This is a genomic window from Ruminococcus sp. YE71 (genome assembly GCF_900119155.1).
Taxonomy (GTDB): domain Bacteria; phylum Bacillota; class Clostridia; order Oscillospirales; family Ruminococcaceae; genus YE71.
On the sequence record NZ_FPIR01000002.1, the window covers coordinates 116,422 to 131,402 of the forward strand.

At 55.0% G+C, this 14,981-nt stretch carries 16 protein-coding genes; 13 read left to right on the forward strand and 3 right to left on the reverse strand.

Translation table 11 applies throughout. The features are described 5' to 3' along the window. Positions 1 to 220 precede the first annotated feature (220 nt). The 3 genes from BT142_RS02275 (at position 221) to BT142_RS02285 (ending at position 3,822) form a co-directional block, all read left to right on the forward strand. Entirely contained in the window at positions 221 to 907 is a 687-nt protein-coding gene (locus BT142_RS02275; protein WP_072416583.1) for a hypothetical protein, read from the forward strand. Further along, the gene (locus tag BT142_RS02280; RefSeq protein WP_175444874.1) at positions 901 to 2,274 is read left to right on the forward strand and encodes a VanW family protein; all 1,374 of its coding nucleotides are present in this window, start codon (positions 901 to 903) and stop codon (positions 2,272 to 2,274) included. The genes BT142_RS02275 and BT142_RS02280 overlap by 7 nt, the downstream gene beginning before the upstream one ends. A gap of 171 nt (positions 2,275 to 2,445) precedes the next feature. Next, a complete protein-coding gene (locus BT142_RS02285) occupies positions 2,446 to 3,822 on the forward strand; it encodes a VWA domain-containing protein (protein ID WP_072416584.1) in 1,377 nt (458 codons plus the stop codon). A gap of 147 nt (positions 3,823 to 3,969) precedes the next feature. Here BT142_RS02285 and BT142_RS02290 read toward each other — a convergent pair whose 3' ends face one another. From BT142_RS02290 to BT142_RS02300, 3 genes are all read right to left on the reverse strand, one after another. After that, a complete protein-coding gene (locus BT142_RS02290; protein ID WP_072416585.1) occupies positions 3,970 to 5,682 on the reverse strand; it encodes an NPXTG-anchored protein in 1,713 nt (570 codons plus the stop codon). Positions 5,683 to 5,949: 267 nt separating this feature from the next. Continuing rightward, positions 5,950 to 6,933, reverse strand: a complete 984-nt coding sequence (locus BT142_RS02295; RefSeq protein WP_072416586.1) for a helix-turn-helix transcriptional regulator — start codon at positions 6,931 to 6,933, stop codon at positions 5,950 to 5,952. A gap of 3 nt (positions 6,934 to 6,936) precedes the next feature. Further along, positions 6,937 to 7,173, reverse strand: coding sequence for a DUF896 domain-containing protein (locus tag BT142_RS02300; protein WP_072416587.1), 237 nt, complete (start codon positions 7,171 to 7,173; stop codon positions 6,937 to 6,939). 690 nt (positions 7,174 to 7,863) lie between these two features. Between BT142_RS02300 and BT142_RS02305 the strand changes: the two genes are divergently transcribed. The 10 genes from BT142_RS02305 (at position 7,864) to BT142_RS02350 (ending at position 14,974) form a co-directional block, all read left to right on the forward strand. Then, positions 7,864 to 8,148, forward strand: a complete 285-nt coding sequence (locus BT142_RS02305) for a hypothetical protein (protein ID WP_072416588.1) — start codon at positions 7,864 to 7,866, stop codon at positions 8,146 to 8,148. Next, positions 8,138 to 8,596, forward strand: coding sequence for a terminase small subunit (locus BT142_RS02310; RefSeq protein WP_175444875.1), 459 nt, complete (start codon positions 8,138 to 8,140; stop codon positions 8,594 to 8,596). The genes BT142_RS02305 and BT142_RS02310 overlap by 11 nt, the downstream gene beginning before the upstream one ends. Position 8,597: 1 nt before the next feature. Beyond that, positions 8,598 to 9,839, forward strand: coding sequence for a PBSX family phage terminase large subunit (locus BT142_RS02315; protein ID WP_347497626.1), 1,242 nt, complete (start codon positions 8,598 to 8,600; stop codon positions 9,837 to 9,839). Between the two features lie 88 nt (positions 9,840 to 9,927). Then, positions 9,928 to 10,236 (forward strand): hypothetical protein, encoded by a 309-nt coding sequence (locus BT142_RS18955; RefSeq protein ID WP_072416590.1) that lies wholly within the window; start codon positions 9,928 to 9,930, stop codon positions 10,234 to 10,236. Next, a complete protein-coding gene (locus tag BT142_RS02325; RefSeq protein ID WP_242871901.1) occupies positions 10,166 to 11,305 on the forward strand; it encodes a serine/threonine protein phosphatase in 1,140 nt (379 codons plus the stop codon). Before BT142_RS18955 ends, BT142_RS02325 begins: the two co-directional genes overlap by 71 nt. Further along, complete coding sequence (locus tag BT142_RS02330) at positions 11,302 to 12,177, forward strand: hypothetical protein (protein ID WP_072416592.1); 876 nt, start codon at positions 11,302 to 11,304, stop codon at positions 12,175 to 12,177. The genes BT142_RS02325 and BT142_RS02330 overlap by 4 nt, the downstream gene beginning before the upstream one ends. A gap of 127 nt (positions 12,178 to 12,304) precedes the next feature. Continuing rightward, the gene (locus BT142_RS02335; RefSeq protein WP_084659288.1) at positions 12,305 to 13,279 is read left to right on the forward strand and encodes a phage major capsid protein; all 975 of its coding nucleotides are present in this window, start codon (positions 12,305 to 12,307) and stop codon (positions 13,277 to 13,279) included. A gap of 18 nt (positions 13,280 to 13,297) precedes the next feature. Next, on the forward strand, positions 13,298 to 13,678 hold the full coding sequence (locus BT142_RS02340) for a hypothetical protein (protein ID WP_072416594.1): 381 nt from the start codon (positions 13,298 to 13,300) through the stop codon (positions 13,676 to 13,678). A 523-nt stretch (positions 13,679 to 14,201) separates the two neighbouring features. Beyond that, complete coding sequence (locus BT142_RS02345) at positions 14,202 to 14,624, forward strand: hypothetical protein (protein ID WP_072416595.1); 423 nt, start codon at positions 14,202 to 14,204, stop codon at positions 14,622 to 14,624. Then, complete coding sequence (locus tag BT142_RS02350; RefSeq protein WP_072416596.1) at positions 14,621 to 14,974, forward strand: hypothetical protein; 354 nt, start codon at positions 14,621 to 14,623, stop codon at positions 14,972 to 14,974. Before BT142_RS02345 ends, BT142_RS02350 begins: the two co-directional genes overlap by 4 nt. Positions 14,975 to 14,981 lie beyond the last annotated feature (7 nt).

Below are 14,981 nucleotides of genomic sequence, written 5' to 3' on the forward strand. Positions count from 1 at the left end.
CCTCCCGGACACATAAATATCTATATTACAATTATAGCATCACTTATCCCGTTTGTCAAGTCCCCCGCAAAACAAATTTTCAAACGATTTTTATCGCTTTATACTGTAGTTTCTGCCGTTTTATGTGCAGAATAACTATTGAAAACAAGGCCCCGATATGTTATAATATAATATTGGATGATTGTTTTATATACAGAACATTAATGATAAGGGTGATAACATGAATAACAGTCCCGTGCTTATCGTCATGCTGACCTATGACGATAAGACCGCTCCCGATGCCGAGGAGATATTTGAACAGTGCAGGGATTGCCCTGCCGAATACTTCGGCTTCAAGGAGCTCGACCTTCCTCATGACAGTATGAAGAGACTTTTTGCGAGAATGAGAGAGTGCGGGAAAAAGACCGCTCTTGAGGTCGTTGCCTATACCGAACCCGAATGTATCGACGGTGCAAAGCTTGCGGCAGAGTGCGGAGTCGATATGCTGATGGGCACGATGTATTCCGACGCGGTGCGTGACATCTGCCGTGAGAACGGTATCCTCTACCTGCCCTTCGTGGGCGAGGTCACGGGAAGACCTTCCGTGCTGGGCGGCACCATAGACGGCATGATAGCCGAGGCGAATTCGCTGGTCGGCAGGGGAGTGTACGGTTTCGACCTGCTGGGCTACCGCTTCACGGGCGACGCCGCCGAGCTCAACCGCCGATTCGCTTCCGAGGTCGGGGCGCCCGTGGTCATCGCAGGCAGCATCGACAGCTTTGAGCGCATAGACGAGGTCAGAGAGTCGGGAGCCTGGGGCTTCACCATCGGCAGCGCGTTTTTCGACAACTGCTTCGGCGGAAGCTTCCCCGAGCAGGTCGGAAGGGTCTGTGAATATCTCTGCGGAAAGGAGGCCGTGCTATGCTGAACAAGCTTTTCCCCGCGGCTTACGCCGACAGCGTCTACACCATCGACTACGCAAAGCTGTACGAAAAGGGCTACCGCGGCATCATCCTTGATATAGACAACACTCTCGTGCATCACGGCGACCCTGCCGACGAGAAGATAACCGCGCTGTTCGACCGCATACGCGCTTCGGGTCTGAAGACCGTTCTGCTGTCGGATAACGAGCTGAGCCGCGTTCAGCCTTTCGCCGAGGCGGTGGGTTCGCCCTTCGTGTGCGACGCGGACAAGCCCTCGAAGTCTGGCTACAGCAAGGCACTGGCAGTGCTGGGTCTCGACAAGCGTCAGGTCATCTGCGCAGGCGACCAGCTCATCCTCGACGTGAGGGGAGCGAACCGCTCGGGCATGGACTGCATCCTCGTCCACTTCATCGAAGCTGAGGGCGAGACTGAGCTGGGTCAGAAACGCTACTTCGAGTACGGCGCACTCCGCCTCTGGGAGAAAACGCCCCTGTTCAACAGGCTCGGCGACATCTATCAGGGCGGTAAGAACCGCCCCTTCCTGCGCAGCAAGCCCATCCTCTTCTGCGACATCAATGACACCACCTACGCTATCTCCGAAGCGAAAGAGAAGGCGAAACGCTACTACAAGGACTTCACGGGGAACGACCGTTTCGCGGTGAAGCGCACGGGCAGCCGCCTGCCGAACGTGGTCTCCACCTACAGCTCCCATCTGATAAAGAAGGGCAAGGGCATCGACCCGACCCTCCAGCGCAACAAGGCGGTGAACATCAAGATCGCCGCCGACACCATGAACGGCATGGTCATCATGCCCGGCGAGACCTTCTCGTTCTGGAGGACGGTGGGCAAGATAACCGCCGCAAAGGGCTACCGCGACGGTCGCATCATCTCGGGCGGCAAGCTCGAACCCGGTCTCGGCGGCGGCCTCTGCAACCTCGCCAACACCATACATAATCTGATACTCCACAGTCCGCTGGAAGTGACCGAGTTCCACAGCCACTCCGACGCCCTCGCTCCCGACGGCGCAAAGCGCGTGCCCTTCAGCTCGGGAACGTCGGTCTGCTACAACTATATCGACTACCGCTTCAAAAACACCACCGACCAGCCCGTTCAGCTCTGCGTCTGGTGCGAAAAGGGCGAGCTGAGAGCGGAGCTCAGGAGCAGGAGCCGCTTCCCCTACACCTTTGAACTGGCGGAGGAAGACCACCACTTCACCCTCGAAGAGGACGGCAAGTACTACCGCATCTCGAAGATATACAAGGTCACCCGCGACCGCGAGTCGGGCAGGGTCATCGCCAAAGACCTCGTCCGCGACAACCACTCGGAGGTCATGTACGACTACAGCGAGATACCCCGCGACCTCATACGCTGATTTTTTCAGGCGACATCGGAATAAGTGCAGATTCGGAATTTCTCCGAAAAGGTCGGCGCTTTTCCCGATATCGCCTTTTTTGTTGCAGAAAAATTTTTTTGAAAAAATTTTTGTCAGGGTGTAATATTTGCCCGATGTTTTCCGTCATTATTTGTAAAGGAGGCGTTTACCATGAAAAAAACAAGATTTTTAAGCGCATTAATGGCAGTAATAGTTATGTTCGGAGCGGCAGGCTGCGGTTCATCCGACAACTCGGGAGGTTCGACGGGTCCTTCGCCGCGGCTCAAGAGCGATGCGGGCGCATCCAACGGGGCTGATGTGAAGGCGGACGACGCGGGCGAAGCTGCACCCGAGGCTGAGACCGCCGAGGATTTTGCAGGCAAGACTGCGGACGGCGAGTTCACAGCCGAAGCCGCCGAGGGCGACATGAAAACGGCGGATATCGCGATGGACGGTCTGACAGCCGCCGCCGAGGGCGATGCGGCGAAGGGCGCGGATGCCGAACCCTCGGGCGAGACCAATGGCGACGCCGCCGTTCAGCTTCCCGAAGCGGGTCAGCTGACCGCAGGCGAGTGGAACGACAATCTCAACTGGGGCTTCTTCACGAATCTGGTGAATTCGCAGGCGATAGGTTTCCCGAGCTTCGGCATCGACCCTCGATTCCGAACGGCGGTGACGGTGACGACGGCTGACGGCGCGGCGGTTCCCAACGCGAAGGTCCGCCTGCTGGACGCTGACGGAAAGGTCATCTGGAATGCGGTCGCCGACAAGAACGGCACGGCGTATCTGTTCGGTCAGAACGGCGTGAAGGTCGAGGTGGTCAGCGGCGGCGCCACAAGCACTTTCGAGGTGAAGGCGCTGACTTCTGACGAGCAGTCGGGCGAGATGTCGGGCAGCCGCGAGGTCTCGGCGGTCATCGAGGACGCGGGCAAGCTGTACAAAGAGACCGAGATCATGTTCATCGTGGACACGACGGGTTCCATGGGCGACGAGATGACCTTCCTCCAGAGCGAGTTCTCCGCGATAACTCAGGCTGTCGGCACCGACAACATCAAGTATGCGGTGAATTTCTACCGCGACGAGGGCGACGATTACGTTGTCAAGACCAATCCCTTTACAAGCAACGTTTCTGACTTGCAGGCACTGCTGAACAAGGAGTGGGCTGACGGCGGCGGAGACTTCCCCGAGGCGGTGGCTGAGGCGCTGGACGAGTCCATCGTGAAGGCGGAGTGGAGCGAGGAGAGCGTGAAGATCGCGTTCCTGATCTTCGATGCGCCGCCCCACGACGGCAAGGAAGAGATGCTTTTGCAGGCGGCCAAGGCTGCGGCGGAGAAGGGCATCAGGCTCGTGCCTGTAGTTTCCTCGAACGCCGACCGTTCCACCGAGCTGTTCGGACGCGCGATCTCCATCGTGACGGGCGGAACTTACGTGTTCCTGACCGACGATTCGGGCATCGGCGGCTCGCACCTTGAGCCGATCATCGGCAGCTACGAAGTCGAGAAGCTGTACGACCTCATCATCAGAGTAATAAACAACTACAAGCAGTAAGAACAAAGGAGCAGCAGAACGCGGCAATATATCGCCCGACCCATTCACAGGGTCGGGCGAACTTTTTGTCTGCAACAGGGCACAAAAAAACCTCCCGATCACTCGGGAGGCTTTATGCTATGACCTAACGGTCAATGTGTTTTTGGATCAGTCCTTCTTCTTGGAAACTACCATTGCAGCGCCAGCGAGGAGAACACCAACAGCGCCGAGTGCAGCAGCACCGGTGGACGGGTTAGTGTCGGTCTTACCAGCAGCAGTAGAAGTAGTGCTCTTGGTAGAAGAAGTGGTGGAAGTAGTAGAAGCTGTAGAAGAAGTGGTAGGAGTTACGACCTCAGAAGAAGAATCAGGAGTAGAGGAAGAAGAATCCGGAGTAGAGGAAGAAGAATCTACAGGAGCAACCTTGTTGAAGCCGATTGCAATGTCATCGCACATGATGTACGGGCAAGCAGAAGACTCAGCAGTGTCGTTCCAGCCGAGAGCTACGATGTCGATGGAAGAACCAGCAGCAAACGGAGTCTCAACGGTTACCTTACCGGTACCCTTCTCAGTCTTGATAACGTCAGCGTTCGGGATGATGATCTTGTCCTCTTCCTTCTCTGCATCCTCAACAGTGATGTCCCAGCCAACCTCAGGACCGGCTACTGCATAGTAGGTCTTGTTGCCCTCAGCGTCGGTAACGATGATCTTGTATGCGCACCAGTCATTCCAGTATGCAGGATCATTCTCGGTTCCGAGACCGTGGAGGTTGATGGTAGCGGAAGTGTACTCAACGCCCTCTTCAAGATCGGTCGGCTCGAAGTGGAGAGGCTTGTCATAGGAGATGCCCTCGCCTACTTCGTATACAACGGAGTTGTCTTCCTCTTCGGAAGGAACGTCTACGGTAACCTCAGTGATGTCTACACCGTAAACCTGGAACAGCAGACCGCCCTCTTCCTCATACTTCTCAGCCTGAGCCTTGAGGAATGCGATACCGTCAGCAGTTACGTTGAAAGTGAGTTCCTGCTGAGTGCCGCCAGCGGGATAAATTACGAAATAGCCGTCGTTCTGGAGTACAGGAGTACCAACTTCCTGACCGTGCTTCTCAAGGTCTTCAGCGGAGAAGGAGCTCTTGAGGTCAACGCCGGTGATGTAGTCCTGCTTGCCTTCCTTGTAAAGCTTGCCCCAGCCGGTAGTGCTGGAAGCAGGGCCTGCGAGGTAGTAATCATAACCGTCCTCGAGCTTGTAGGAGATGGTAACCTTCATATCCTTGCCCTCGGGAACAGCGTTGATAACGCTCATGGGGATGAGACCGTCGCCGGCCCAGTCGCCTGCGTAGCCCTCTTCGGTGTCTACAGTGTAGGGAAGAGATACTTCAACGTCGGGGGTGGACTCGGTGGACTCGGTAGAATCAACCTCAGAAGTGGACTCCTCTTCGCCGTTGTCTACGAGTACGTTCCAGTCAACGTCTGCGGAATCGCCGACATTGCCTGTGCCTACTACTACAGATACAAAGTAGGTGTCAGCGTTGAAGTCGATATCGGTGAGGGTGAACTCCTTGCCCTTGGAAGTAGATACCCAGTAAGCGCCATCGTCGCCTTCCTTCTTGCCTTCCTGAAGCTCGGTGCTGTTGTAACCGATCTGGAAATCAACATCGCCTGCGGTGCTGAACTCGATGCCTACAACGTCAGCGGGATCAACGTCGCCGAGAAGATCTGCGAGAGTGATAGCTTCCTGAGTCCACCACTCGCTGCCTTCAGCAACAGTAACGGTAACGGAACCCGAATTTGCAACTTCAGTAGCAGCGGATGCGCCAACCATGGTGAGCATGGAAGCTGCAAGAGCAGATGCGGAAAGTACAGCTAAAATCTTAGATGCTTTCATTTTAAAATTCCTCCATTAAAAAGATTTTTGCGAATATATCATGGGGATGTTACACTTTGCCCATTGATAATCATGAGTATATTATATCACAAGTCTATCATATTTGCAATTGGCATTAATCACAAATCGTAACCATTAAGTTTTGGTTCTTATGTACACACCAAACAAAAACGGTGTCAAGAATGCGACAATATTAACCTTTTTGGCGGATATGTGTTACAATTTGTAATATTTTCCTTGGGGTATGTAACCAATTTTCAAGCAGTCTTAATCGTTTTTGTAACGAACTGCCATCGAAGTGAGGCGTTCGGCTGCCATTTCGCGGACAAAGCTCGGCGAAGTGATCGCCGCCCTCTCGCCGAAGCCGAAGAGCCAGCCCCAGAATGCTGCGGATAGCTGCACCGAAACATCGACGCTGAGGTCGTTTCCGCTCTCCTGTCTTACCGCGACCTTATCGCCGAAGCGGTCGAAAACGTCGTCGATGATGGACTTGTCGAAGCGGATGCGGATCTTCTCTTCGAGACCCTCATGATTTTCGAGGGGAGCTTTGAGCTTGCGTGCCGCGACCTCTTCCTCCTGAGTGAGCCCTTCGCGTTTTCTGTCGAGCAGCTCGGGGTCGGAAAGTCTGTCGGCTCTGAGACGGACGATGCCGCCGTTCTCTTCTTCAAGCCTGCATATAATATAGTAGTGCTCATTTTCCCAGACAGTCAGGAAAGGCGAGATAGCTGTGCGCCGACCCTGACGTTTTTTATCCGCGCCCGTTTCGCTGAGGGTGACGGAGACCTGTTTATCGGCGAGGACAGCTTCGTTGACTGTATCGACGATGTTGTAGGTCTGGTCATTCGAGGACTTGGTGCGGTTCTCGATGTGGATGTTTCGTCTGAGAGCGGGAGCCTTATATTCGCTGGTAAGTTTCTGGAGCTTACGGATAAGCTCGCCCGACCTTTTGATAGTCAGGAATCTGGACGAAGCGACGGCATCGACGAGGATGCGAAGTTCCTCATCGGTGAACTGTCTCGAAGCCATATAGTAAGCGTTCGAGTGACCGCTCTTGGTCGTTCTGATATCGAGCCCTGCGTCGCAGAGAGTTGCGATATCGTCATATATAGTTTTTCTCTCAGCCTTAATACCCATTTCCTTTAGGATGTCGATGAGCTGATTGCCCGTAATCGCGTGGGTCTCATCTGTTCTCTGAGAGAAGAGCTGCTCCATTTGCAGCAGCTTCTGTTTCTGTCTTGATACGCCAGCCAAGTTCTATACCTCCCCGCTCGTTTCTTTGCTTTCTTTGCCCGACTTGGGAACGACCTTATGCGTAGTTCCGTCGGGTTCCACGATCGTCAGCTGCCGCAGATCTGCGCGCAGCGAGCCTGTAACAGCGGCGCGGTATTCGTTGCGGAGTTCTTCTCTCTCCTGCTTTTCCGCGTCGGTCAGTTCACGCTTGCGAGATACGGCAGTCAGCTCTGACAATCTTTCCAGCTTCCTGCTCTCCATAATTTTTCCTTTCTCCCGAAAGTTTGGACACTTACGGGAACGAACAGATCCTCTGCGATCGGGCACAGGTTCGGTGTACACATTCTCCAAACGGTGACAACTGTCCCGTAATGCGCACCTTATGCCAAAGAGGTCTGTTTTTTTACACAAGTCTCACACGGCGATCCATGAGGAAAATTTCGGACTGTTCGGGCGGTTTTTTATGTATGCCCGAGGGTTTATATTTTTATGTCCGTAAAATATCCCACAAATCGAGTGTACATATATTATACCATACTTTCTTTCTGATTGCAACATCAAAATTGCACAAAGTGTCCGTTATTTTTCCCTCAGTTTACACAAAAATGACTTATTCTACAGCCGAAATCGTCACTTTTCGGAGGGTGTACGAAAAGTTGGGCTGTAAATTCTCTGTAACCGGTGTGTTATTTGGATGTAATTCTTCGGGAGTTATGCAGATGGTCAGAAAATGTGAACATAGATTTGTTGAAGTTCACAATCTTTTGCTGAAAGGCTTGACTTTCGGGAATTTACGGATATAATAGATTACGGAAGCAGGGAAGTGATGTGAACTTCGCGCAGAGGAAGAAGCACAGCTCGTATGAGGAGGTCCGACGGTGGGTCAAGAGGCGCCTGTAGGGTCTGTGCGGGGTCGCGTGCGTGATTTATTCACAAAAAAAGGAGGTAAAAATGAGCGGTACAAATACGGCAAAAATACTTAGTGAAGAGTACTACAAAGATGCGGACAAGCTCGAAGAAAGGGTCAGGGAGCTGGAGAATATTATTGCATCGAAGCCTGACCCGAGCGAGCTGCCAATGCTGGAGAAGAGGCTTTGGGTGCTTCGCGGTGAGGTCTGGGATCTGAGACGGACGGCGGGGGAGCTTCTGAAGATCGGGAGCGAGCCGCCCGAAACGCCGAGTCTGGCGGCGAGGGAGAAGGGCAGACAGAGAAGGAGGTATGAATATGGCTATTAATCCGAATGATTTTGCGGCGAAGTTCGCGGAGTGCGGGAATGCCTACGAGGCGGCGGTGTTCGCAGGGGCTTCGAGGGGGATCGAGGCGGCTGTCGGGGGCGTGAGGATGCTGGCCAACGGGACGGTGCGCAACCGAATCGCGTTCCTCAAAAGCAGGAGGGTCGTTTGTCCTGCGGAGCAGGGGCTGAGGCGCATCGCTTACGGGCGGAACAACGACGCTTTCAGAATAGCGTTCGCGGAGGAGGTCACGGCGGAGATGATAGAGCAGAGCGACCTGTTCGGGGTGCAGGAGCTGAAGGTCGGGAAGAACGGGGTGGAGATAAAGTTCTTCGACAGGGTGAAGGCGCTGGAGATCCTCGGCGAAGCGGAGAAGGAGAGCAGGGACGAGGGCAGCGGAAAGAGCCTTATCGAGGCGATATACGGAAAAGAGGAGGATGCTTTTGGCTGAGGTGATGAATTTCTCGCCGAAGCAGAAGCTGGTGTTCAGCTGGTGGAAGCAGCCGTATGCGAACGACCTTGACGGGATAATCTGCGACGGTGCGGTACGCTCGGGAAAGACGATGTGCATGGCGTTCTCATTCGTACTGTGGTCGATGACGCATTTCAGCGGGCGCGACTTTGCGATATGCGGCAAGACCATCGGTTCGGTGAGGAGAAACATCGTCGGTGTGCTGAGCGGCATGGCGAAACAGGCAGGGATGGCGTTCAGCGAGAAGGTGTCAAGGAGCTTCATCGACATCAGCTTCGGCGGCAGGAGAAACAGGTACTACATTTTCGGCGGACGGGACGAGAGTTCGGCGTCGCTGATACAGGGGATGACGCTGTCGGGGGTGCTGTTCGACGAGTGTGCGCTGATGCCGCGGAGTTTCGTCGAGCAGGCGGTGGCGAGGTGTTCGGTGAGCGGCTCGAAGATATGGTTCAACTGCAATCCCGAGTCGAGCGGTCACTGGTTCAAGCGAGAGTGGATAGACAAGGCGAGGGAGAAGCACCTTCTGCATCTGCACTTCACGATGGAGGACAACCCTTCGCTGAGCAGAAGAGTGAAAGACCGTTATCGCAGGATGTACACGGGGGCGTTCTACGATAGGTTCGTACTGGGAAAGTGGAGCGATGTGAGCGGTCTCATCTACCCGATGTTCGGGGAGAGGTGCATCGCGAAGGAGCTTCCGAAGAGCTGGGAGCGGCACATAGTGAGCTGCGACTACGGAACGGTGAACCCTTCGAGCTTCGGGCTGTGGGGGCTTTCGGGGGGAGTATGGTACAGGATAAGCGAGTACTACTTCGATTCGAGGCGCGAGGGGATGCAGAGGACGGACGAGGAGCACTATGCGGGGCTGGAGCGGTTATGTTCGGGGAGGGACATAGAGTGTGTCATCTGCGACCCTTCGGCTGCCTCGTTCATCGAGTGTGTGAAGCGGCACGGGAAGTTCAGGGTCAAGCAGGCGAAGAACGATGTTGTCAGCGGCATAAGGCGGGTAGCGGACGCGCTGAGTTCGGGTTCGGTACGGATAGGGGCTGAGTGCGGTGACTGCATACGGGAGTTTGGGCTGTACAGATGGGATGACGGTGCGGCGGCGGACAAGCCGTTGAAGGAGAACGACCATGCGATGGATGATGTGAGGTATTTTGTCGGGGAGATAACGAAGCCGAGTGATGACGGTTTCTTCGTGATGGCATTGGAAAGACAGTAGCAAACGAAGCGTGTTCGCCAGAGGATAGGCGGGTCAAGCGCCGCCATCGCGCTTGGCAGGGTATGGGGCGGCAGCCCCATTCAAATAAATGCCTGCGGCAGAAAAGCAGAAAGAGAGCCCATCTCCCCGATCAAAACATAAAAACAAGAGAGCAGTTTCTGCCGCAGGCATACCTCTGAAAAAACGGGTGCGCGAGGGTGCAACCCTCGCAAAGAGCCCCGCACTCATGAAGCCAAGAATCAAGAATCAAAACAAAGAAAACGGAAACAGAAAGAAAAAGAACAGAGAACCAAGCGCAAGTATACTATTATATATGTATAGAAGGAGTGTTGCTTACGATTTTCAGGAAAAACAGCCCTGCGTTCATGGAGGTGACGTCGGGGGCGGAACGGAATGAGGGGTTCAGGGTCGCGCTGGGGACGAGACTGCTCGAAGAGGGGCTCTACGAGGAACTGCGCAGACAGGTGCCTGTTATCGACGCGGCTATCACGAAGCTCGTCAGACTGACGGGCGGATTCAATATCGTGTGCGAGGATAAGGCGGTGGAGGAAGAGCTGAGAAGGTTCTTCGATGAACTGCCTGTGAGTATCTCGGGAAGGTCGCTGGATACGTTTACTCAGATGTACCTTGACTCTCTGCTGACTTACGGCAGGGCTATCGGCGAGATACTCGTCAGCGAGAATACACGCGGTATCGCGGGTCTGTACTGCGCCGACTGCACACACTACAGGGTCAGACACGGGAACGACGGCATAGAGCTGACTTACACGCCTACGGGGGACAGGGTCAGCCTGCCCGATCAGAACCGACTGCTGTATACCGCGCTCAACCCTTCGCCGAAGAATCCTTCGGGTAACTCACTGCTGAGGGGTCTGCCTGTGTTCGGGAAGATCATCACGAGGATATTCAGGACCGTGGGGCAGAATTTTGAAAGGGCAGGAAATGTGCGATACGCCGTTACTTACAAGCCCTCGGGCGAGGGGGACGCACAGTTCGCAAAGGAGAGGGCGCAGGAGATCGCGAGACAGTGGTCGGACGGTATGGCGGCTTCAAAATGCGGCAGTATCAAGGATTTCGTCGCGGTCGGGGACGTGCAGATCAAGGTCATCGGCGCGGACGGGGTCATTCTCGATACGAATGTGCCTGTCAGACAGATACTTGAACAGATGGTATCAAAGCTGTCGATACCGCCTTTCATGCTGGGGCTCAGCTGGTCTACTACGGAGAGGATGAGCAGTCAGCAGGCGGATATCCTCACGAGTGAGATAGACTACTACAGACGTCTGCTGACACAGGTGATGATGAGGATAATCAGACTGCACTGCGCGATGCGCGGCATTGACGAAAAGGTGGACATCGTCTGGGACAACGTTAACTTGCAGGATGAGGAGAGCCTTGCAAGGGCGAGACTGTACAACGCGCAGGCGGCGGAGATAGAGGAAAGACTGAAAGGAGGGATGGCATGAACATCGGAGAAAAGGACATGGAGCTTATCAACAGGCTGGCCCGCAGAGAGCTGAAGGAGGACGAGGTGTACGTCTTCCCCGTGAAGCTGTGCGACAACCGCACCGACCGCGACGGAGAGAGGTTCAGCATCGGGGCGCTTGAAAAGCTGGCGGAGCTGTTCGTGGGAAAGACGGGCATCTTCGACCACGACCCGAAGGGGGCTAATCAGACGGCGAGGATATATGCCGCGGAGGTGGTTCGCGAGCCTGAGCGCAGAACAGGCGCGGGTGAGGTTTACACGGCGGTCACGGCGAAAGCATACATGATGCGGACGGATTCAAACGCCGACCTTATCAAGGAGATAGACGGCGGCATCAAGAAAGAGGTCAGCGTCAGCTGCGCGGTGAAGCGCAGGGTTTGCAGTCTGTGCGGCGCGGATATGAAGCACAAGCCTTGCAGTCACGTCAAGGGAATGTACTACGGCGGCAAGAGGTGCGAGGTGATACTCGACGGGGTGACCGACGCTTACGAGTGGTCGTTCGTGGCGGTGCCTGCACAGCCTGAGGCGGGTATCACGAAATCGCTCTCGGAGGAGAGAGAAGGCGATACGGTCAAGGCGCTGAGGGCGGAACTTGCGGAGACCAGCGCGGACGTTTCGCTGGCGAGAAGGGACATCATCGCGGAGATCGTAAGGCTCGGGCATTTCTGCGTGCCTGCGTATTCGGACGAGACGGTGAAGCGGCTGTGCATGACGATGAGCGTCGGCGAGCTGCTGAGCTTCAAGGAGGAGACGAGGAAGAACGCGGATGTGGGCGAGCTGAAAGGTATGCTTCTCAAAGACGAGGACGAGAGCGGGAAGAAGCCCGACGGAAGGTTCAGGCTCAGGAAGTAGTGCGGTAAGAGCACGGTTTTGAATGGATTCGGTACGAACGCTTTCCTGCACAGATGGTCGTGCTTCTTCGGCAGGGGCGGTCGGAGACCGAGATACAGACTATACTATTATAAAAGGAGAAATGAGAATGTATAACGACATCAAACTTGAAAAGGGACTTTATTCCATCACAGGCAAGAGCTTTACCGAGGCGCTGGAGAGCCTTGACCCGTCGGGCGAGTACAAGGGTACGGAGTTCGAGGGGCTGGACGCTTACGAGAGACAGCTGAAGAGATTCGACATTAAGGTGAGCGGCGCGGGCTGCGACAAGGTCGAGAAGTTCTTCCTTTCGACCGAGAGCGCGGTGCTGTTCCCCGAGTACATCCGCAGACAGGTTAAGGCAGGCATGGACGATGCGAGCATTTTGCCCGACATCACTGCCGCCGAGACCAAGACGGATTCGCTGGACTACAGGGCGTTCACCATCACCAAGGTGGACAGCGGTTCTACTGCGAACCAGCTGTCGAACCTGCCGCAGTCTACCGTGAAGCTGGCAAGTTCGGCTTCGGCGCTGACAAAGTACGGCAGACGTTTCAGCTGTTCCTACGAGGCCATCCGTAAGCAGAGGATCGAGGCGTTCGGCGTGATACTGCGCACTTTAGGCGCACAGATCTCGCGCTCGATCAACGATGCCTGCATCAGCGCACTGAGCACGGGGCTCACACCCGTGACCTATTCGGGAAGCATCAGCTACGGCACTTTGGCGAGCTTCTGGGCTTCGATGGCGGACTATGACATGGACGTTATGCTCTGTGCCCCCGGGCTCATGGCGGAGATCCTTGCGCTGAACGAGATGAAGTACTGTGTTACCGATTTCATGAGCAGCGGCAAGGTAGTGACACCTTACGGTGTAACGCTCATCAAGTGTTCGGGAATGACTGCGGACACTGCGCTGGGTCTTGACTCGAAGTGTGCGGCGGAGGTAGTCTTTGGTTCGGACGTTATCGTGGACTATGACAAGCTGATCTCGAACCAGTGTGACGAGATCGCGGCTTCGGTGCTGTGCGGTTTCTCGGTACTGACGAGCGGTGCTGTGAAGAAGCTGGCGCCTGCATCGACCTGATAAGCGGGCGGTGATAGGATGGAGTATCTCGACTACGAGAACATAGTGGAGCAGTTTTTGCGCATCACGGGTCTGAGGTCAGCGGAATTTGCGCAGGAAGCGCTTATCGGGAGCGGAGCGGCGTCGGTGCTGTCGAAGCTGACGGTAACGGCGGCTGAGCTGAGTGAATTTCAGAGGGGGTTATGTGAGTATGCGGCGGCGGCAGTTGCGGCGTACAAGTATGTGACCGAGAAGTGTGTGACGGAGAGACCTGTGATGAGTGAAAACGGGGAAGTTAAGATGGCGTGTGGAGATCTTGAAGCTGTGAAAGCGGCGAGGGAGTTAAGAGAGCAGGCTGTAAGGATGCTGTGTGTTGCAGGCATAGCGGATTATGGAGACTTCATGTTCGCAGCAATATAAAAAAGCACAAAAGTGTAGATAGCACAAAAGAGGTGGGTTCGCCGGTCCGCTCGATTCCGCATGAGGCGGGAAACGAAGTTCGGGAGCGGTGCATTGGGTGGTCAGGTGGGTCTTGGCGTGGGTGGGGCAGGGGGGGAGTTTTTTGGGGGGAAAAGTCTGGGGTGGCGGGGAGAATCGCTGGCGCGATTTTGGGGGGTTCGCTCGAATCGCTGCGCTCTCTCACGAAAATAAAATCGGCAAATCGCGTGTTCTTGATTTGGTGGTCTGGGTTTCTCGGTTGGCGCCTTTCGGGTCGTTTTTCTTGGGATTTGCCGATTTTATGTGGGGGGGTGTGCGCTTGGGGGCAGAGCGACCTCTCGGGTACGGGGACTCTGTCCCCGTGCCCCTGCCGGGGGGACCCTTTGAAAAGGGTCTCCCCCGGACCCCTCCTAAACTTTTTTGGTCTCTGGCGTTCTCTGCTATTTTGACTTGGCTTTTTCTTTGGTGTTCTTCGCTTTTTTGCTTTTGGATTGGAGGGAATTGTTTGATTTGTACTGATGCGCTCACTTTTGTGGGCGGGTGTCTGTCTTCCGCAGGGTTCGTTCCTAAGATCGAATACCTCGGGGATATCCGCGAGGTGCCCTCGGGGACGACAGACTATTACCCCGCTTTTATGCGGGTCACAAAGGAATCGCTCGATCAGTTTAAGGGCGGCAGCGCTTCCGAATGCAGGGCCGAAGTTACTGTTAAGGTCAGAATGCTCGGCTCCGCTAAGGGCTTCACAGATGCGGATGTCCTCGCAAATATGTGCGAAAATGCCGCGGGCAGGGCTTATATGAGCAGCGATATGATCGTTAAAAAGACTGAACTGGGTGAGTTTCGCAGGAACATCACCCTTGGGCGCCTTGAACGTGAAATGACTTTTACAGTCTCGTATATCGTGACTCTTACGGAGGTGATAAGATGACGGCGGTCGGTGTCGGTTCGGCAGTGGTTATCGGGGGCGTGACTTACTGCTTCGAGACAGTGAGGTTCTCGGTGACGGGGAAGGTCGAACAGACTGCGCTGTTCGGCGGCGGTGTTTACAGAGCTGCTGCCGCTGCAAACGGGATGACTGTGTTCATGCGGACACGTCTTCACCACAGCAGCGTCGGGACTTACCTTACGCTGATGAAAACGCTGGCTAATGTGAAAACTACGGTCACTGTCGAGGGGAACGCTTACCCGAACCTCGTGCTGACGAGCGGAACGGTCGCTTCGGACGAGGGGGAGCAGTACGCGGTCTGTGAGATGGTGCTCGCGGAAGTGGACAGCTGATATTTAC

Excerpts from the sequence above, each read along its gene's own strand:
- BT142_RS02290 (WP_072416585.1), bottom strand. The coding sequence starts at position 5,682 with ATGAAAGCATCTAAGATTTTAGCTGTACTTTCCGCATCTGCTCTTGCA.
- BT142_RS02300 (WP_072416587.1), bottom strand. The coding sequence starts at position 7,173 with ATGGAGAGCAGGAAGCTGGAAAGATTGTCAGAGCTGACTGCCGTATCT.
- BT142_RS02335 (WP_084659288.1), top strand. The coding sequence starts at position 12,305 with ATGTATAACGACATCAAACTTGAAAAGGGACTTTATTCCATCACAGGC.
- BT142_RS02275 (WP_072416583.1), top strand. The coding sequence starts at position 221 with ATGAATAACAGTCCCGTGCTTATCGTCATGCTGACCTATGACGATAAG.
- BT142_RS02330 (WP_072416592.1), top strand. The coding sequence starts at position 11,302 with ATGAACATCGGAGAAAAGGACATGGAGCTTATCAACAGGCTGGCCCGC.
- BT142_RS18955 (WP_072416590.1), top strand. The coding sequence starts at position 9,928 with ATGCCTGCGGCAGAAAAGCAGAAAGAGAGCCCATCTCCCCGATCAAAA.
- BT142_RS02280 (WP_175444874.1), top strand. The coding sequence starts at position 901 with ATGCTGAACAAGCTTTTCCCCGCGGCTTACGCCGACAGCGTCTACACC.
- BT142_RS02285 (WP_072416584.1), top strand. The coding sequence starts at position 2,446 with ATGAAAAAAACAAGATTTTTAAGCGCATTAATGGCAGTAATAGTTATG.
- BT142_RS02350 (WP_072416596.1), top strand. The coding sequence starts at position 14,621 with ATGACGGCGGTCGGTGTCGGTTCGGCAGTGGTTATCGGGGGCGTGACT.
- BT142_RS02310 (WP_175444875.1), top strand. The coding sequence starts at position 8,138 with ATGGCTATTAATCCGAATGATTTTGCGGCGAAGTTCGCGGAGTGCGGG.
- BT142_RS02305 (WP_072416588.1), top strand. The coding sequence starts at position 7,864 with ATGAGCGGTACAAATACGGCAAAAATACTTAGTGAAGAGTACTACAAA.
- BT142_RS02340 (WP_072416594.1), top strand. The coding sequence starts at position 13,298 with ATGGAGTATCTCGACTACGAGAACATAGTGGAGCAGTTTTTGCGCATC.